We start from the raw sequence: 15941 nt of genomic DNA on the forward strand, positions 1-15941 counted from the left end.
CTGGCTGGAGTCTGACGCCCCAGGCTAACGCGGCTCGGGCACCCGGCCTCGCGAATTGCCGCGCGTCAGAAGGCGACGGGCGTCTGCTCCGGGGCCTCCATCAGGATGGCGCGGCGCGGGTTGGCCGTCTGCGCGGGGAGTTCGACGGAGTACTCCGGCTGCTCCGGTGCCGCCTGCAGCTCGTCGGCGTCCTTGAGGTGCATCAGCGTCGTACGCCGCGGGTTGGCGATGTTGCGGAACATCGCGGACTTCACAGTCTTCATGTGTCGCTCGTGGCCTTGTCGGTGCGGGCGCCCGCAGGGCGCCGGTTGTCGGATTCGCCATCCCTGTAAAGCGTCAGGCTAAACATCTGATTCCCGTCGAAAGCGAGGAAGGGACGAAGTTCTTCATGTGAGTTTGCTCACCAGAGGGCGGGCAAAAGTTTCAATTCGGACCCGAAACGCGCCGCGCCGAAACGGGCATTTCTCCACTGAAGCCAACATTCCGCTCCCGATCATGGCGACTGGGACACCCCTGGGGCGTAGGTGGAACGTAAGGAAAAGTCCGTTATCGGTGAGATCACTTTCTACGTCTCGTGACACATCCCTCACACGGCGTCACACTGGTCTCGCGCTGACGCTCGGCCCTTGTTGGAGATCCTGCACTGTGCTGGAATTCGCGGGACCGCCGCGAGATCGAGCCGGCGCGCACGGGGCGCAACGCAGCGCCGAGTCGCGGCGGGAAGGGGGAGCAGCGCCGGTCACCGACGACCGAAGGGGGCGTGTCCGCTCGCCCCCGAACTACGCCGACACCGTCCCGTCCGCGCACGCGGGGGACGCCTGGTCCAGAGGTTGCGACGCTAGTGCAGGGACGTAAGAACAGGGATGGCAGCGCTGCGGCGGAGCCGGAGCCGCGCGGCGGGACTGGCCCGATGACAGGCAGTTCCTCGCCCCAGCACGCCCAGAACCCGGGCCGGACCGCCTCCGTCGAGGGCAGTACCGCGCCCTCGGCCGCGCCCAAGACCGCCGCGAAGCCGAAGAGCCCGAGCGGCCCCGGCTCGCGAATAGCTCTGCGCAACTGGCGTATCTCCACCCGCCTGGTGTCGCTGCTCGCCCTCCCCGTGGTCGCCGCGACCTCCCTCGGCGCGCTGCGTATCGGCGAGTCGATGAGTGACATCCAGCAGCTCGACAACATGAAGCTGCTGACCGACATGACCAAGCAGGCCACCGAGCTCGCGTCCGCGCTCCAGGAGGAGCGCGACCAGTCGGCGGGTCCGCTGGCCAACGGCGGCACGGCGACCGGCGACTACACCGTCAAGGGAGCGCGCCAGAAGACCGACCGCGCGCGCAAGGCCTTCATGGAAGGCACCTACGAGATCACCGACGGGACCAGCAACAGCGGTCTCGACGGTGTGCAGGACCACGTCACGCAGATCGCCGGCCAGCTCAACAACCTCAAGGGCATCCGGCAGGACGCGTTCAAGGACCGCAGCACCTCGTCCCAGACGATCGACGCCTACAGCCGCCTCGTCGAGCAGCTCCTGTCGCTGTCCACCGACATGGCGCAGGCGACCAGCAACCCCGAGATGATCAAGCGCACGCGCGCCCTGGCATCGTTCTCCTCCGCCAAGGAGTACGCGTCCGTGCAGCGCGCCGTCATCGCGGCCGCCCTGCCCCCGAACGACCGTGACTTCGGCAAGCTCTCCGAGACCGACCGCCGTTACGGCGAGTCCGCGCTGGAGAACCAGGAGTCCGACCTCAAGGGCTTCAGCTCCGTCTACGGAAACGTCGCCGCCACCGAGCTGATGAAGCCCATCGACTCGGGCAACGCGACGATCAAGGCCGCCGACCAGTACGCCCGCCGTGCCCTCAGCCAGGAGGGCGGCATCAGGATCCAGGACAAGCGGTCCTACAAGGACTGGGTCGACGCGGACAGCCAGCGTCTGCAGGAAATGTCGAAGATCGAGCTGACGCTGCTCAACCAGATGGAGCAGCAGGCCCGCGAGCTGCGCAACGAGTCCGAGCGCACGGCCATCATCAACGGTGCGCTGATCCTGCTCGTCCTCGGTGTCTCGCTCGTCGGCGCGTTCGTCGTGGCCCGGTCCATGATCCGCTCGCTGCGCCGGCTCCAGGACACCGCGACCAAGGTCGCCCAGGACCGTCTGCCCGAGCTGGTCAAGCAGCTGTCCGAGTCGGACCCGCAGGACGTCGACACCTCCGTCGAGTCCGTCGGTGTGCACTCGCGCGACGAGATCGGCCAGGTGGCCTCGGCCTTCGACGACGTGCACCGCGAGGCGGTCCGTCTGGCCGCCGAGCAGGCCCTGCTGCGAGGCAACGTCAACGCGATGTTCACCAACCTCTCGCGCCGTTCGCAGGGTCTTATCCAGCGCCAGCTCTCGCTCATCTCCGAGCTGGAGTCGCGCGAGGCCGACCCCGACCAGCTGTCCTCGCTGTTCAAGCTCGACCACCTCGCGACCCGCATGCGCCGTAACGGTGAGAACCTCCTCGTTCTCGCCGGTGAAGAGCCCGGCCGCCGCTGGACCCGCCCGGTCCCGCTGGTCGACGTCCTGCGCGCCGCCGCCTCCGAGGTGGAGCAGTACGAGCGCATCGAGCTGGCCTCGGTCCCCTCGACCGAGGTCGCCGGACGCGTCGTCAACGACCTCGTGCACCTGCTCGCCGAGCTGCTCGAGAACGCGACCTCCTTCTCCTCGCCGCAGACCAAGGTCAAGGTCACCGGTCACGCGCTGCCCGACGGCCGTGTGCTCATCGAGATCCACGACACCGGCATCGGCCTCTCCCCCGAGGACCTCGCCGCGATCAACGAGCGGCTCGCGTCGCCGCCCACCGTGGACGTGTCGGTCTCGCGCCGCATGGGTCTGTTCGTGGTCGGCCGTCTGTCCCAGCGTCACGGCATCCGTATCCAGCTCCGCCCGTCCGACTCCGGTGGTACGACGGCGCTCGTCATGCTGCCCGTCGACGTCGCCCAGGGCGGCAAGAAGGCTCCCGGCAAGCCCGGTCCCGGCGCCGTCTCCGGTGGTCCCGCCGCCGCGCAGGCCGCCTCCGGTGTGGCCGCCGCACGGCGTGGGGTCGGCTCGGGTGCGCAGGGCGGTCCGGGTGGACCCGCCGGCGCGGGCCGGCTCGGCGCCGGTCCCGGCGCGGCGCGTCCGCAGGTCGCCGGCTCGGGTCCGCGCGCTGCGCTGCCCGGCCGTGACGGCAACGGCCCGCAGGCCGGTGGTCCGCAGGCACCTCAGTCCCAGCAGCCGCAGCAGTCGCCCCAGCAGGGCCGTCCGGCTCCGGTCGGCGCACAGGGTCTGCAGGGCGGTCCCGGCCAGGGTCAGCCGCAGGGTCAGGGCCTCGGCCAGGGCCCGGGCCAGAACGGTCCCGTGCCGCCCCAGCCGCGTACGAACCAGGCGCCCGAGCAGGGCCGCCGGCCGGTCCTGCCGCCGCGTGGCGGTCCCCGCGCCGAGCTGCCCGGGAGCAACCCCCAGCCGCGCGTGCCGAGTTGGGGCAACGACGACGCGCAGCCGCCGGTGCCGCGCGCCTCGCTCGACGCGCCTCGCGGGCACGAGGAGCCGGACTCCACGTCGCAGTTCCCGCGGGTGGACGACCGCCAGGGCCCCGGCTCGACGGCCGAGTTCGCCCGGCCCGACTTCGACGGGCCCCGTCCCGGCGCGCCCGTCCCGCACGACCAGGGTCAGGGCCAGGACACGGGGGCGTTCGTCCGTAACGACGTCTTCGGCGGCCACCAGGGCCAGTCGCAGAACCCGAACCACCTGCAGCCCCAGAACCAGCCGCAGAACCCGAACCACCAGAGCGGCCAGTTCGCGGCGCCCGGCTTCGGTGACGGTCTGCGCCCCGGCGCTCAGGACCCTTCCGCCACCGGGCAGTTCGCGGCCCCCGGCCAGAACACCCCGGGGCGTCCGCGCCAGGACGGCCAGTTCCCCGGCGGCGACGGCTTCGGGCAGTCGCAGCAGGGACAGGGCCAGGGCCGGCCGCAGGGCCTCCCCGGCGGTCCCGCCCGCGACCTGCCGCAGCTCGGCTCCCGGGACGCGGCGGACTTCTCGATGCCGCGACCGCCCGTCCAGGGCGGCCAGGACCAGGGCTTCCCGGCGCGGCCGCAGGCCCCCGGCCGGCAGGACGAACTGCCGCCCGCCGGACCCGGCGACGGCCGCACGCCGCTCTTCGACACCCTCGAGACCAACTGGTTCCACGGCCAGCAGGCCCCGCAGCAGCAGGACCGGCCGCAGGCGCCCGCACCCCAGCAGAACAACGGCCGGCCGGGCGGCCTGCCGCAGCGCTCGCCGCAGCAGCCCCAGTCGCCCAACGCCTCCCCCGCGCCCGCCCGCCCGGCGGCCGCCGCACCCGCGGCGCCCCAGCAGGCTCAGGCGCCCGCCAACTGGCGCCAGTCGCCCAACGACGAGCTCGGCCGCCAGGCCGAGCGGGTCCGCCAGCCCTCGGCCGGCGGAGTCACCGTCTCCGGGCTCCCGCGTCGCGTCCCGCGTGCGAACCTCGTCGCGGGTACGGCCCAGCAGCAACAGCACCAAACCGGTCCGCAGGTCTCGCGTTCGCCTGATGACGTTCGCGGCCGGCTGACCAATCTCCGTCGGGGCATCCAACAGGGTCGCCAGGCCGGTTCGGGCCAGACCGGCAGCTTCCCCAGCCCCACTCACCAGCAGGAGCGTTAGTTGACCCAGATGAGCCAGGCGGCACAGAACCTGAACTGGTTGATCACCAACTTCGTGGACAACACGCCGGGGGTCTCCCACACCGTCGTCGTGTCCGCGGACGGCCTGCTGCTCGCCATGTCGGAGGGGTTCCCCCGGGACCGCGCCGACCAGCTGGCCGCCGTCGCTTCGGGCCTCACCTCGCTGACCGCGGGCGCGTCCCGGATCTTCGAGGGCGGCGCGGTGGCCCAGACCGTGGTGGAGATGGAGCGTGGCTTCCTCTTCCTCATGTCGGTCTCGGACGGCTCGTCCCTCGCGGTGCTCGCGCACCCCGAGTGCGACATCGGCCTCGTCGGCTACGAGATGGCGCTGCTCGTGGACCGTGCGGGTTCCGTGCTCACCCCCGATCTCCGCGCCGAACTGCAGGGCAGCCTGCTGCACTAGTCACGACCTCCCCCACACGCACGTACGACCGCACCGTCAGGCCGTCACCGTCCCCCACCGGCCCCGTCAGACGGCACGCAGACCACCTGCTGTCCCGCCCGGAGGATCCATGACCCCGCCCACCGCCTCTCACGACCCGTACGGCGTATCTCCGCACGCCTCGTACGGTCCTGAGGGCGACCAGCCGCTGGTGCGTCCTTATGCGATGACCGGTGGCCGGACACGGCCGCGCTACCAGCTCGCCATCGAGGCGCTCGTCAGCACGACCGCCGACCCGGCCCAGCTGATAGGGCTGCTCCCCGAGCACCAGCGCATCTGCCACCTGTGCCGGGAGGTCAAGTCGGTTGCGGAGGTGTCGGCCCTGCTGTCGATGCCTCTCGGTGTGGCCCGGATCCTCGTCGCGGACCTGGCGGAAGCGGGCATGGTGGCCATCCACCAGCCCGGTGGCGACGAGAACGCAGGCGGCCAGCCCGACGTGACACTGCTCGAAAGGGTGCTCAGTGGACTTCGCAAGCTCTAACGGCGGGGGCGTCCGCTCCACCACGTCCGCGAAGATCGTGGTGGCGGGCGGCTTCGGCGTCGGCAAGACCACGTTCGTGGGCGCCGTCTCGGAGATCAACCCTCTGCGCACCGAGGCCGTCATGACGTCCGCGTCCGCGGGCATCGACGACCTCACCCACACCGGGGACAAGACCACCACCACGGTGGCGATGGACTTCGGCCGCATCACCCTGGACCAGGACCTGATCCTGTACCTCTTCGGTACGCCCGGTCAGGACCGCTTCTGGTTCATGTGGGACGACCTGGTCCGCGGCGCGATCGGCGCGATCGTGCTCGTCGACACCCGCCGTCTCGCCGACTGCTTCCCGGCCGTCGACTACTTCGAGAACTCCGGGCTGCCCTTCGTCGTCGCCCTCAACGGCTTCGAGGGGCACCAGCCCTACACGCCCGACGAGGTGCGTGAGGCGCTGCAGATCGGCCCGGACACCCCGATCATCACGACGGACGCCCGGCACCGTGCGGATGCAAAGAGCGGCCTGATCACGCTGGTCGAGCACGCCCTGATGGCCCGCCTGAAGTAGTTCTGCCGCCGGAAATCCGGTCACCAAGTGGCCAGATGTATACGGCAGTTGTCGTAGTGCGCCCGGAGGCCGCTGTGTCCTTTGACACGGTCGGCCTCCGTGTTCATAACGTTTCGACAGAGAATTCCAGGGCCTCAGACACAGGTCGCGCACACCCGGTTCCACTGTGCGCACAACAGCCCCGCCTTTTGGCGGGGCTCGCTCTTTATGACCGTTTTATCTGGGGCATCCGTCACTCGGAGGTTCCGGTTCCCGGTGTTTGGAAGAGAACCGCCTGACGTGCTGGAATGCGCTGAACTGCCCAGTAGGTAAGGGCCTGGAGACAGCGGCACAACGTAGGTGCCGACGCCGAGAGGTTGTTGGTCGAGTGAGGCGAAGCAAGAACAGTCCCGAGCCGTCGTCGGCACGGGGCAACTTCACCCCGCCGCCGCGTGCAGCGGCGTCGGCCGCGCATGTGCCACGGGCCGAGCAGCCCCCGGCGCCGTCCGGTGGCCGGATGTCGCCGCGCAACTGGCGTGTGCCCACGAAGCTGAACGCGATCCTGCTCATACCCGTGCTCGTGGGTCTGATCATGGGTGGCTTCCAGGTGAAGGGCTCGATCGACACCTGGAACGAGGCCGAGGACGCGGAGAACACCGCGCGTCTGGTGCGGGCGTCCCTGACGTACGCCAACAGCCTGATCGACGAGCGCGACATCACCGCGGCTCCTCTCCTGCTCGGCCACAGGAACGACCCGAAGGTCGTCAAGGCTCGCGAGACGACGAACGAGGCCGCCGACGCCTTCGACGCCGCCGCGAAGAACATGCCGGCCAAGGAAGGCCTGGAGCGCCGCCTCAGGCAGTTCCGTCAGGTCGAGCCCGGCCTGGAGAAGCTGCGGGCCGCCGCGTACACGAGCAAGCTCCCCGGTGTGGAGACCGAAGAAAAGTACGTCGGCATCCAGCACCCCCTGATGGAGTTCGCCAACGAGCTCGGCCTCGGCACCGGAAACATCACGAGCTACGGCCGCACGGTCTACGCGATCTCGCTGTCCAAGGCCGCGCTCTCGCTTGAGCGGTCCATCGGTACGCATCTGCTGGTCAAGCCGGGCCCGACGGCCGAGAGCTTCGGCAAGCAGAAGATCGCGCTCTCCTCCTACGCCTACCTCGAGGGCATCGCCGTCGAGGAGTACAAGGGCGGCGGCACGCAGGCGGACGTCGACAAGCTCGCCGCGGCCCAGAAGCAGCTGACGATCGACGGCGCGAAGCAGGCAAAGCAGGCTGTCGCGGCCGCGAAGGCGCAGGGCAAGACCTACGTCCCGCCGCCGACCGACCCGCCCACGGCCATGGTGTCCGCGATCACCCAGCTGCCCACCACGCAGCCGAGCGCCCTCCTCGCCATCAAGCGGGACGGCGTCACCTGGGAGAACTGGTGGGCGGTCAACACCGCCAAGTTCGACGCGTACCGCACCATCGAGTCCGACCTCGCCGACAAGGCGGTGAACGAGGCCGCCGGCATCGCCGACGACGCCAAGCAGTCCACGTTCGTCACCGGTGCGATCGTCCTGGTCGCCCTGCTCGCCGCGTTCGCGCTGGCCGGGATGATGGCGCGCCAGATGAGCCGCTCGATGCGCCGGCTGCGCACCGCCGCCTTCGACGTCGCCGAGCAGCGCCTGCCGATGCTCGTCGACCAGCTCTCGCGCACCGACCCGGGCCGCGTCGACACCCGTGTGCAGCCCATCCCGATCAACTCCACGGACGAGATCGGCGAGGTCGCCCGCGCCTTCGACCAGGTGCACCGCGAGGCCGTCCGGCTCGCCGCCGAGCAGGCCCTGCTCCGCGGCAACATCAACGCGATCTTCACCAACCTGTCGCGCCGCAACCAGTCCCTGATCGAGGGCCAGCTGACCCTCATCACGGACCTGGAGAACAACGAGGCCGAGCCGGACCAGCTGGAGAACCTCTTCCGCCTGGACCACCTCGCGACCCGTATGCGCCGCAACGGCGAGAACCTCCTCGTCCTCGCGGGCGAGGAGCCGGGCCGCCGCTGGGACCAGCCGGTCCCGCTGGTCGACGTCCTGCGCGCCGCCTCCTCCGAGGTGGAGCAGTACGAGCGCATCGAGCTGTCGGGTGTGCCGGAGGCCGAGATCCACGGCCGCGCGGTGACCGACCTCGTGCACCTGCTCGCCGAGCTCCTGGAGAACGCCACCACGTTCTCCTCTCCGCAGACCAAGGTCCGCGTCACCGCGACCCGTCTCCCCGACGGCCGCGTCATGGTCGAGATCCACGACAAGGGCATCGGCCTCACCGCCGAGGACTTCGCGGACATCAACCACAAGCTGGCCAACCCGCCGACGGTGGACGCCGCGATCTCGCAGCGCATGGGCCTGTTCGTGGTCGGCCGCCTGTCCGACCGGCACGGCATCCGCGTCCAGCTGCGCCCCTCGGGCGAGCAGGCCGGCACGACGTCGCTCGTCATGCTGCCCGACGTCATCACCCACGGTGGCAGCGGCGAGCACCTGCCCGAGTCCGAGTTCACCGTCTCGTCGATGATCCCGTCGCAGTCGGCGTACGAGCCGGCTCCGCTGCGCACCGCCGCGGAGCTCGGCTTCGACGACAGCCGCTACGGCGAGGCCCCCGACGACCTGCGCGACCTGGACCCGGTCGGCCGTTCGCTGATGCGCGAGGAGCGCCGCGCGGCCCTGGAGGCCCAGGCGCACACCGGTGAGCCGGGCGACGACCGTCCCCTGTTCCGCGACGAGATCGCGGCGGCGCCGGGGCAGGACCCGTTCGAGCAGCAGCAGGCCGGTTTCGCTCCGGCGCAGCCCGCGTACGACAACCGTCAGCAGCAGGCGTACGAGGAGCCCTCGTCCGTCTATGCGCAGGACCAGCAGACGTACGACGAGCAGCCGCAGAACGGCTCCTACAACGACTCGTTCTTCGCGCCGCAGGACGGCTACACGTCCCAGGACGCCTATACGGAACCCGTCCGGGAGACGTACTCGGCCTTCGGTGATTCGCCGCTGCGCGGCTCGCAGCAGAGCGGCTGGCAGGCGCAGGACGGCTATCAGGAGTCCTACCGGTCCGAGCGCAACGTTCAAGCGGAATCCGCGCAGCACGCTGACGCCGGTCAGCAGGAGCGCGTAGGCTTCGACCCGCACGGTCCCGCGGCGACGGCCGGGCCCACCCCGTCCGCCGCGCGTTCGCTCACCGACGCCGGTCTTCCGATGCGCGGTTCGGGCGGGCAGCAGCGCCAGGCCCCGGCGGCGACGCCGGCGCCCGACCGTGGCGGCAACACCACCCAGGACAACGGCAGCGGCAACGGCAGCGGCACCGACGACTGGCGTTCGTCCAACGACGAGCGCTGGGTCCGCGCGGAGCAGCTCCGCAAGCCCAAGGCGGGCGGAGTCACCTCCTCCGGTCTGCCGCGCCGGGTGCCCAAGGCCAACCTGGTCGAGGGCACGGCGGAGTCGACCCCGCAGGGCGGCCCCCAGGTCTCCCGCGCGCCTGAGGACGTCAGGGGCAGGCTGAGCAACCTGCGCCGGGGCGTGCAGCGGGGACGCGAAGCAGGAAGTGACACGAACGGCCAGGCCACGAATCAGCACAGTGGTCCTGACAGCACCTACAACCAGGAGCGTTAGTGTGAGCCCGATGAGCCAGGCGGCACAGAACCTGAACTGGTTGATCACCAACTTCGTGGACAACACCCCTGGGGTGTCCCACACGGTGGTGGTCTCCGCCGACGGACTCCTTCTGGCGATGTCCGAAGGGTTCCCGCGTGACCGTGCCGACCAGCTGGCGGCCGTCGCGTCGGGACTTACCTCGCTGACCGCGGGTGCGTCCCGCATCTTCGAGGGCGGCAGCGTGAACCAGACAGTTGTGGAGATGGAGCGAGGATTCCTCTTCCTTATGTCCATCTCCGACGGTTCTTCTCTCGCCGTCCTCGCACACCCGGAGGCGGACATTGGCCTCGTCGGGTACGAGATGGCACTTCTTGTCGACCGCGCGGGGACGGTTCTCACTCCCGACCTGCGGGCCGAGCTTCAGGGGAGCCTTCTCAACTGACAGACAGACGGTGCGATTTCGCGTTCCGTGGCCGTAAGGTTTCGGGACGCGGCTCCACGGTGATGGTGCCCGGCACAGTTGGAGGAGGAAAGCGTGGCTGGTTCTGCAACACCCCCGAGCGGTTCATCGGCGAACTGGTCCTACGGGCCTGGCCAGGGTCAGGGGCAGGGTGACGCGCCGAACCGGTACAACTTCCCCTCTGCGCCGAGCCACCGGCGACAGCCGTACGCGCCCCCGCACCCGCCGCAGCCGCGGCAGCCGGGGCCGTACGACCAGCCGTCGGCACCGCGCATCCAGCCCGTGCAGCCGCAGCGGCGCCCCGACAGCCCCGCACCGGCCGCCAACAATCCCCTGGTGCGTCCCTATGCCATGACGGGTGGCCGCACCAGGCCGCGCTACCAGCTCGCCATCGAGGCGCTGGTGCACACCACGGCGCAGCCGCACCAGTTGCAGGGCCAGTTGCCCGAGCACCAGCGGATCTGCACCCTCTGCCGAGAGATCAAGTCAGTGGCCGAAGTCTCGGCCCTGCTCAGCATCCCTCTCGGTGTGGCCAGGATTCTCGTCGCCGACTTGGCGGAGGCGGGCCTGGTCGCCATTCATCAGCCCGGCGGCGAAGAGAACGCCGGCGGCCAGCCAGACGTGACTTTGCTCGAAAGGGTGCTCAGTGGACTTCGCAAGCTCTAGCGGAGGGCCTTCCCGCTCCACCACGTCCGCGAAGATCGTGGTGGCGGGCGGCTTCGGCGTCGGCAAGACGACCTTCGTGGGCGCCGTCTCGGAGATCAACCCTCTGCGCACCGAGGCCGTCATGACGTCCGCGTCCGCGGGCATCGACGACCTCACCCACACCGGGGACAAGACGACGACCACCGTCGCGATGGACTTCGGCCGCATCACGCTCGACCAGGACCTGATCCTGTACCTCTTCGGTACGCCCGGTCAGGACCGCTTCTGGTTCATGTGGGACGACCTGGTCCGCGGCGCGATCGGCGCGATCGTGCTCGTCGACACCCGCCGTCTCGCCGACTGCTTCCCGGCCGTCGACTACTTCGAGAACTCCGGGCTGCCCTTCGTCGTCGCCCTCAACGGCTTCGACGGCAGCCAGCCCTACCAGCCGGACGAGGTCCGCGAGGCGCTGCAGATCGGCCCGGACACCCCGATCATCACGACCGACGCCCGGCACCGCGCGGATGCGAAGTCGGCGCTCATCACGCTCGTGGAGCACGCGCTGATGGCGCGCCTGCGGTAGCCTCCGGCGCCTCCAGGCAGGGAAAAGCCCCCGGGACCCTTTGGGTCACCGGGGGCTTTCTCGCGCCATGGGCCCGTCCTGAGAGGCAGGACGGGCCCATGGCGCGCTCGGCCTAGCCCTGCCAGCTGTGCGGGGCGCGGAAGCCGTGCTGGCGCTCCAGCCGGCGCCAGCCGGCCTTGTCGCGGCCACGCAGGGCGGGGCTGTCGGTCGATACGGCGGCGGCGCGCGCCAGCAGGATCGCGGTCAGGGCCGCGACCTCCTCGGGCTCGGCGTGGCCCTTCTCAACGCGGATGTCGTGTGCAGACATGTGCAGTGATCTCCTTGTGGGGTTACTGCGGGGGGTTGCCGTGCTTGCGCGAAGGCAGGTCGGCGTGCTTCGTGCGCAGCATCGCGAGGGAGCGGATGAGCACCTCGCGGGTCTCGGCGGGGTCGATGACGTCGTCGACCAGGCCCCGCTCGGCCGCGTAGTACGGGTGCATCAGCTCGGCCTTGTACTCCTTGACCATGCGGATGCGCATGGCCTCGGGGTCCTCGGCCTCGGCGATCTGACGGCGGAAGATGACGTTGGCGGCGCCCTCGGCGCCCATCACGGCGATCTCGTTGGTGGGCCAGGCGTAGGTGAGGTCGGCGCCGATCGACTGCGAGTCCATGACGATGTAGGCACCTCCGTACGCCTTGCGCAGGATGAGGGAGATCCGCGGCACGGTGGCGTTGCAGTACGCGTACAGCAGCTTGGCGCCGTGCCGGATGATCCCGCCGTGCTCCTGGTCGACACCGGGCAGGAACCCCGGGACGTCGAGGAGAGTCACGATCGGAATATTGAAAGCGTCGCACATCTGAACAAAGCGGGCAGCTTTTTCACTGGCCTCGATGTCCAGGACGCCCGCGAGGGACGAGGGCTGGTTGGCGACGATGCCGACGACCTGGCCGTCCAGACGGGCCAGCGCGCAGATGATGTTGCGGGCCCAGCGCTCGTGGACCTCGAGGTAGTCGCCGTCGTCGACGAGCTCCTCGATGACCTTGGCCATGTCGTACGGGCGGTTGCCGTCGGCCGGGACCAGGTCCAGCAGGACCTCCGAGCGGCGCTCGGCGGGGTCCTCCGAGGCCACGGCCGGCGGGTTCTCGCGGTTGTTGGAGGGCAGCATCGAGATGAGGTAGCGGACCTCGGCGATGCAGGTCTCCTCGTCGTCGTACGCGAAGTGGCACACGCCCGAGGTCTCGGCGTGCACGTCCGCGCCGCCCAGACCGTTCTGGGTGATCTCCTCGCCGGTGACCGCCTTGACGACGTCGGGGCCGGTGATGAACATCTGCGAGGTCTCGCGGACCATGAACACGAAGTCGGTCAGCGCCGGGCTGTAGGCCGCGCCGCCCGCGCACGGGCCGAGCATCACGCTGATCTGCGGGATGACGCCTGACGCCTTGGTGTTGCGCTGGAAGATGCCGCCGTACCCGGCGAGCGCGGAGACGCCCTCCTGGATACGGGCGCCCGCACCGTCGTTGAGGGAGACCAGCGGCGCACCGGCCGCGATGGCCATGTCCATGATCTTGTGGATCTTCGTGGCGTGGGCCTCGCCCAGAGCACCGCCGAAGATCCGGAAGTCGTGCGCGTAGACGAAGACCGTGCGGCCCTCGACCGTGCCCCAGCCGGTGATCACACCGTCGGTGTACGGCTTCTTGGCCTCCAGGCCGAAGCCCGTGGCCCGGTGCCGGCGCAGCTGCTCGACCTCGTTGAACGATCCCGCGTCCAGCAGCAGCTCGATCCGCTCACGCGCCGTCAGCTTGCCCTTCGCCCGCTGGGCCTCGGTCGCCTTGTCACTCGGCCCGCGCAGCGCCTGCTCACGGATCGCGTGCAACTCGGCCACGCGTCCACGCGCGTCGGTGGGCTCATCCCCGGGGGAACCGGCTGAGGCGGTGTCGTCCAAAACGGTCATGTAGCGACCTTACGAAGGCGACCAAGCAAAACGGGCCGTCGACTCCGTACAGTCTCCGGCCCGTTTTCCTGGTGCCCCCGAACAGAACGCCATCGCCATGCAGGCGAACCGACTGCTCAGGGCCCTGCTGTCTTGTAGGGGTCACACAAATGGCTCAGCTGAGAGTCACCTCACACCGATGGCTCACACATGCCGCCCCCGGAGTGACACGCAGCCGCAGCCTACGGCCCGTGGCGACCACTTCGACCGAGGGGTCGTGGCTGACGACGCGGCGCACGGGCCGGTCCCAGGTGATGTCCACAGGCTGCCCCGTGCGGGGCGGTTCGCTGACGGTCAGCGTCGCGGTGCGGCCCTTCCTCCGCAAGAGGACGCTTGCGGGAGCCGACACCGTGAGCTCCCCCGCGCTCCCGGCCTGCCAGAAATTGGCCGCGCTCACGCCGAGGGAGGGCACGGTGACGGCCTGGGCGGCGGCTGTGTTGGCGAGGACCGACAGCCAGTGGCGGTCGCCCGCGCGCCGCGCGAGGTCGTCCTTCGAGGCACCCGGCATCAGCAGATAGGCGTACGCGGCGTCGGTGGGGTCCGTGCCGTGGTCGAGCCAGAGCGTCTGCCAGCGGCGGGTGCGGCGCTCGGTGGAGCTGGTGGTGTTGATGTCGGACCAGGCGCCGGTGCGGTCCTCGCGCAGGTGGCGCAGCGGGGCGCCGCCGGGGAAGACCCAGCCGCCGTGGCCCTCCAGGTGGGCCCAGCGGGCGCGGGCGGCGCCGTCGACGGTGAAGGCCTGGGTGCCGCCCTCGCCGAGGTTGCGGTTGTCGACGACGGTCTCGACAGGGACGCCGTCGGCCGCCGTGATCCCGGCGCCCAGGCACACGACGGTGTCGGCGAGGCAGAACCAGGACTTGCGGGCCTGGAGCGTCGAGCCGAGGCCCTTGACGTGCTGTCCGACCGCCGCGAACTCCCCGTCCGTCGCGCCGCCGACCCACTGCGCGTCGGGCCGGGACGCGCCCCACTCGCCGCCGGCCTTGTCGGCCAGGCGCTTGGTGGAGACGGTCGTGCCGGGCAGCCGGTAGAAGTCGACGGTCGGCCAGAACCAGTCGGTGTACTGATCGGCCCGGCCGCCGCGCTTCCCGGCCGCCCACCAGGAGAGCATGCCGGCGCCGGTGTGCCAGCCGCGCGGGTTCTCGCCGTTGCCGCACTCGTAGTACGCGATCCGGTCCGAGGACATGGAGATGTTCGCGGCGAAGCCGGGGCGCTTGTGCACCGCGCGGTCCATGGCGGCGAACAACTGGTGGCCGACGGGCTCGGGCGCGGCCGCGACGGCGGAGTCCGCGATCGCGTGCAGCCGGGACAGGTCGGCGACCCCGAACTGCCTTGCGGTCAGCAGGGGCGTGACCGTGTCCCGCTCGATCCAGCCCTTGATCCGCCCGTGCCAGCGCTCGCGCTCGGCCGCGCTCGCACCCGCCGCGAGCTGCGCCATGGCGGCGATCAGGCCCTGGCCGTGGAAGTGGTCGCTGCGCATGACCTTGAGGTCGTCGCTGTTGAGGTAACCGCGGCTGATGGCACGGCCGTTGACGCTGTCCATCACCAGGCCGTCGAACAGGAGCGGGGCGTAGGCGTGCTCGACGCTGTCGAGGATGATCTGCCGGTTGGGGTCCGTGACGGCCCACGTGGACCCGGCGAGCAGCGCGAAGAGGCGGCCGAGCCCGTCGAGCATGACCTGTCCGTAGGTGCCCGAGTAGGCGATGTACGTGTGCTGGATGAACGAGCCGTCGGCGTAGAGGCCGTCCCCCTGGGTGACGTAGGGGAAGACGGGCGAGAGGGCGTCGCGGGCCAGGGCCGTCTTGTCGGCGTTCCTGCCGAGGATGCCGCGCAGGGCGACCGAGCGGCAGAGGTCGACGCGGTTGGCGCCGGTGGAGGTGCCCGAGTAGTCGCGCAGGACCGCGTCGGGGATGAAGTGGTCGACGGCGGCGAAGGCGGCGTCACGCCGGTCCTGCGTGAGGTGGTCGTGGAGGACGGCGACGATGTCCATCAGGAGGCGGGGGCTGCCGATCTGCCACTCCCACCAGTTCCCGTATCGCGTGGTGCTCGCGTTGTAGACGGTCGCGGCGAGGTGGTCGAGGCCCTTGATGATGTCGGCGAGCAGGCCCGCGTCGCCGGTCGACCCCGTGCCTTCCTGGGCGTACGCCTGGGTCATCGTCCACAGGCGGTTGTAGCCCTGGGTGATGCCGGCCGGCGGGTCGAAGGGATAGCCCGGCCAGAGGGACGTGGCGGTCGGGGCCATCGTCGCCCTGAAGCCGCGGGCGAGTTCTCCGAGTTCCTTCAGACGCGAGGCGTAGGGCTCGGCGGTGGCGTCGTAGCCGGTACCGAGGGAGATCTCCAGCCATCGCGTGCGCAGGGTGTCGAACTCGTCGCCGGAAGCGTCGGCGGCATGGGCGGGCGTGGCCAGTGCCGCCCCCGCCAGGAGAGTTGACGCGATGAGGAACGTGCGGCGCGTGGGTGTCATGGGGTTGCACCTAATCAGTCGTAGAAAGCGCTGTCTACGGGGTGCGCGGAAGGGGCCCC

Annotated in this window: 12 protein-coding genes; 8 read left to right on the top strand and 4 right to left on the bottom strand. The window is 70.4% G+C overall.

Features of this window, described 5'->3' with window-relative positions; translation table 11 throughout:
• Positions 1-65: 65 nt before the first annotated feature.
• Complete coding sequence (locus ACZ67T_RS20565) at positions 66-263, bottom strand: hypothetical protein (RefSeq protein ID WP_469985752.1); 198 nt, start codon at positions 261-263, stop codon at positions 66-68.
• 578 nt (positions 264-841) lie between these two features.
• On the opposite strand from ACZ67T_RS20565, the gene ACZ67T_RS20570 reads away from it, so the two are divergent.
• The 8 genes from ACZ67T_RS20570 to ACZ67T_RS20605 all read left to right on the top strand — a co-directional run bounded on the left by ACZ67T_RS20570 (position 842) and on the right by ACZ67T_RS20605 (position 11454).
• Positions 842-4663, top strand: coding sequence for a sensor histidine kinase (locus ACZ67T_RS20570; protein WP_469985754.1), 3822 nt, complete (start codon positions 842-844; stop codon positions 4661-4663).
• A gap of 9 nt (positions 4664-4672) precedes the next feature.
• Positions 4673-5086 (top strand): roadblock/LC7 domain-containing protein, encoded by a 414-nt coding sequence (locus ACZ67T_RS20575; RefSeq protein ID WP_469985940.1) that lies wholly within the window; start codon positions 4673-4675, stop codon positions 5084-5086.
• Between the two features lie 109 nt (positions 5087-5195).
• A complete protein-coding gene (locus ACZ67T_RS20580; RefSeq protein WP_100595020.1) occupies positions 5196-5606 on the top strand; it encodes a DUF742 domain-containing protein in 411 nt (136 codons plus the stop codon).
• On the top strand, positions 5587-6168 hold the full coding sequence (locus tag ACZ67T_RS20585; RefSeq protein WP_405478338.1) for a GTP-binding protein: 582 nt from the start codon (positions 5587-5589) through the stop codon (positions 6166-6168). Before ACZ67T_RS20580 ends, ACZ67T_RS20585 begins: the two co-directional genes overlap by 20 nt.
• Before the next feature lie 367 nt (positions 6169-6535).
• Positions 6536-9784, top strand: coding sequence for a nitrate- and nitrite sensing domain-containing protein (locus tag ACZ67T_RS20590; RefSeq protein ID WP_469985756.1), 3249 nt, complete (start codon positions 6536-6538; stop codon positions 9782-9784).
• 10 nt (positions 9785-9794) lie between these two features.
• A complete protein-coding gene (locus tag ACZ67T_RS20595) occupies positions 9795-10208 on the top strand; it encodes a roadblock/LC7 domain-containing protein (protein WP_100595178.1) in 414 nt (137 codons plus the stop codon).
• 93 nt (positions 10209-10301) lie between these two features.
• Entirely contained in the window at positions 10302-10892 is a 591-nt protein-coding gene (locus tag ACZ67T_RS20600) for a DUF742 domain-containing protein (protein ID WP_100595017.1), read from the top strand.
• Positions 10873-11454 carry a GTP-binding protein gene (locus tag ACZ67T_RS20605; RefSeq protein ID WP_054239772.1) on the top strand — a complete coding sequence of 194 codons (582 nt, stop codon included), beginning with the start codon at positions 10873-10875 and terminating at the stop codon, positions 11452-11454. Before ACZ67T_RS20600 ends, ACZ67T_RS20605 begins: the two co-directional genes overlap by 20 nt.
• 112 nt (positions 11455-11566) lie before the next feature.
• On the opposite strand, the gene ACZ67T_RS20610 is transcribed toward ACZ67T_RS20605, so the two are convergent.
• The 3 genes from ACZ67T_RS20610 to ACZ67T_RS20620 form a co-directional block, all read right to left on the bottom strand.
• A complete protein-coding gene (locus ACZ67T_RS20610; RefSeq protein WP_469985759.1) occupies positions 11567-11761 on the bottom strand; it encodes an acyl-CoA carboxylase subunit epsilon in 195 nt (64 codons plus the stop codon).
• A gap of 22 nt (positions 11762-11783) precedes the next feature.
• Positions 11784-13385, bottom strand: coding sequence for an acyl-CoA carboxylase subunit beta (locus tag ACZ67T_RS20615; RefSeq protein ID WP_469985761.1), 1602 nt, complete (start codon positions 13383-13385; stop codon positions 11784-11786).
• 154 nt (positions 13386-13539) lie between these two features.
• Complete coding sequence (locus ACZ67T_RS20620; RefSeq protein ID WP_469985763.1) at positions 13540-15882, bottom strand: polysaccharide lyase 8 family protein; 2343 nt, start codon at positions 15880-15882, stop codon at positions 13540-13542.
• Positions 15883-15941 lie beyond the last annotated feature (59 nt).

The sequence above is a fragment of the Streptomyces sp. NPDC107517 genome (genome assembly GCF_055582645.1).

What these genes read in the sequence shown, in the direction of transcription:
- ACZ67T_RS20565 (WP_469985752.1), bottom strand. Translation starts at nt 263, where the DNA reads ATGAAGACTGTGAAGTCCGCGATGTTCCGCAACATCGCCAACCCGCGG.
- ACZ67T_RS20575 (WP_469985940.1), top strand. Translation starts at nt 4,673, where the DNA reads ATGAGCCAGGCGGCACAGAACCTGAACTGGTTGATCACCAACTTCGTG.
- ACZ67T_RS20580 (WP_100595020.1), top strand. Translation starts at nt 5,196, where the DNA reads ATGACCCCGCCCACCGCCTCTCACGACCCGTACGGCGTATCTCCGCAC.
- ACZ67T_RS20595 (WP_100595178.1), top strand. Translation starts at nt 9,795, where the DNA reads ATGAGCCAGGCGGCACAGAACCTGAACTGGTTGATCACCAACTTCGTG.
- ACZ67T_RS20610 (WP_469985759.1), bottom strand. Translation starts at nt 11,761, where the DNA reads ATGTCTGCACACGACATCCGCGTTGAGAAGGGCCACGCCGAGCCCGAG.
- ACZ67T_RS20615 (WP_469985761.1), bottom strand. Translation starts at nt 13,385, where the DNA reads ATGACCGTTTTGGACGACACCGCCTCAGCCGGTTCCCCCGGGGATGAG.
- ACZ67T_RS20620 (WP_469985763.1), bottom strand. Translation starts at nt 15,882, where the DNA reads ATGACACCCACGCGCCGCACGTTCCTCATCGCGTCAACTCTCCTGGCG.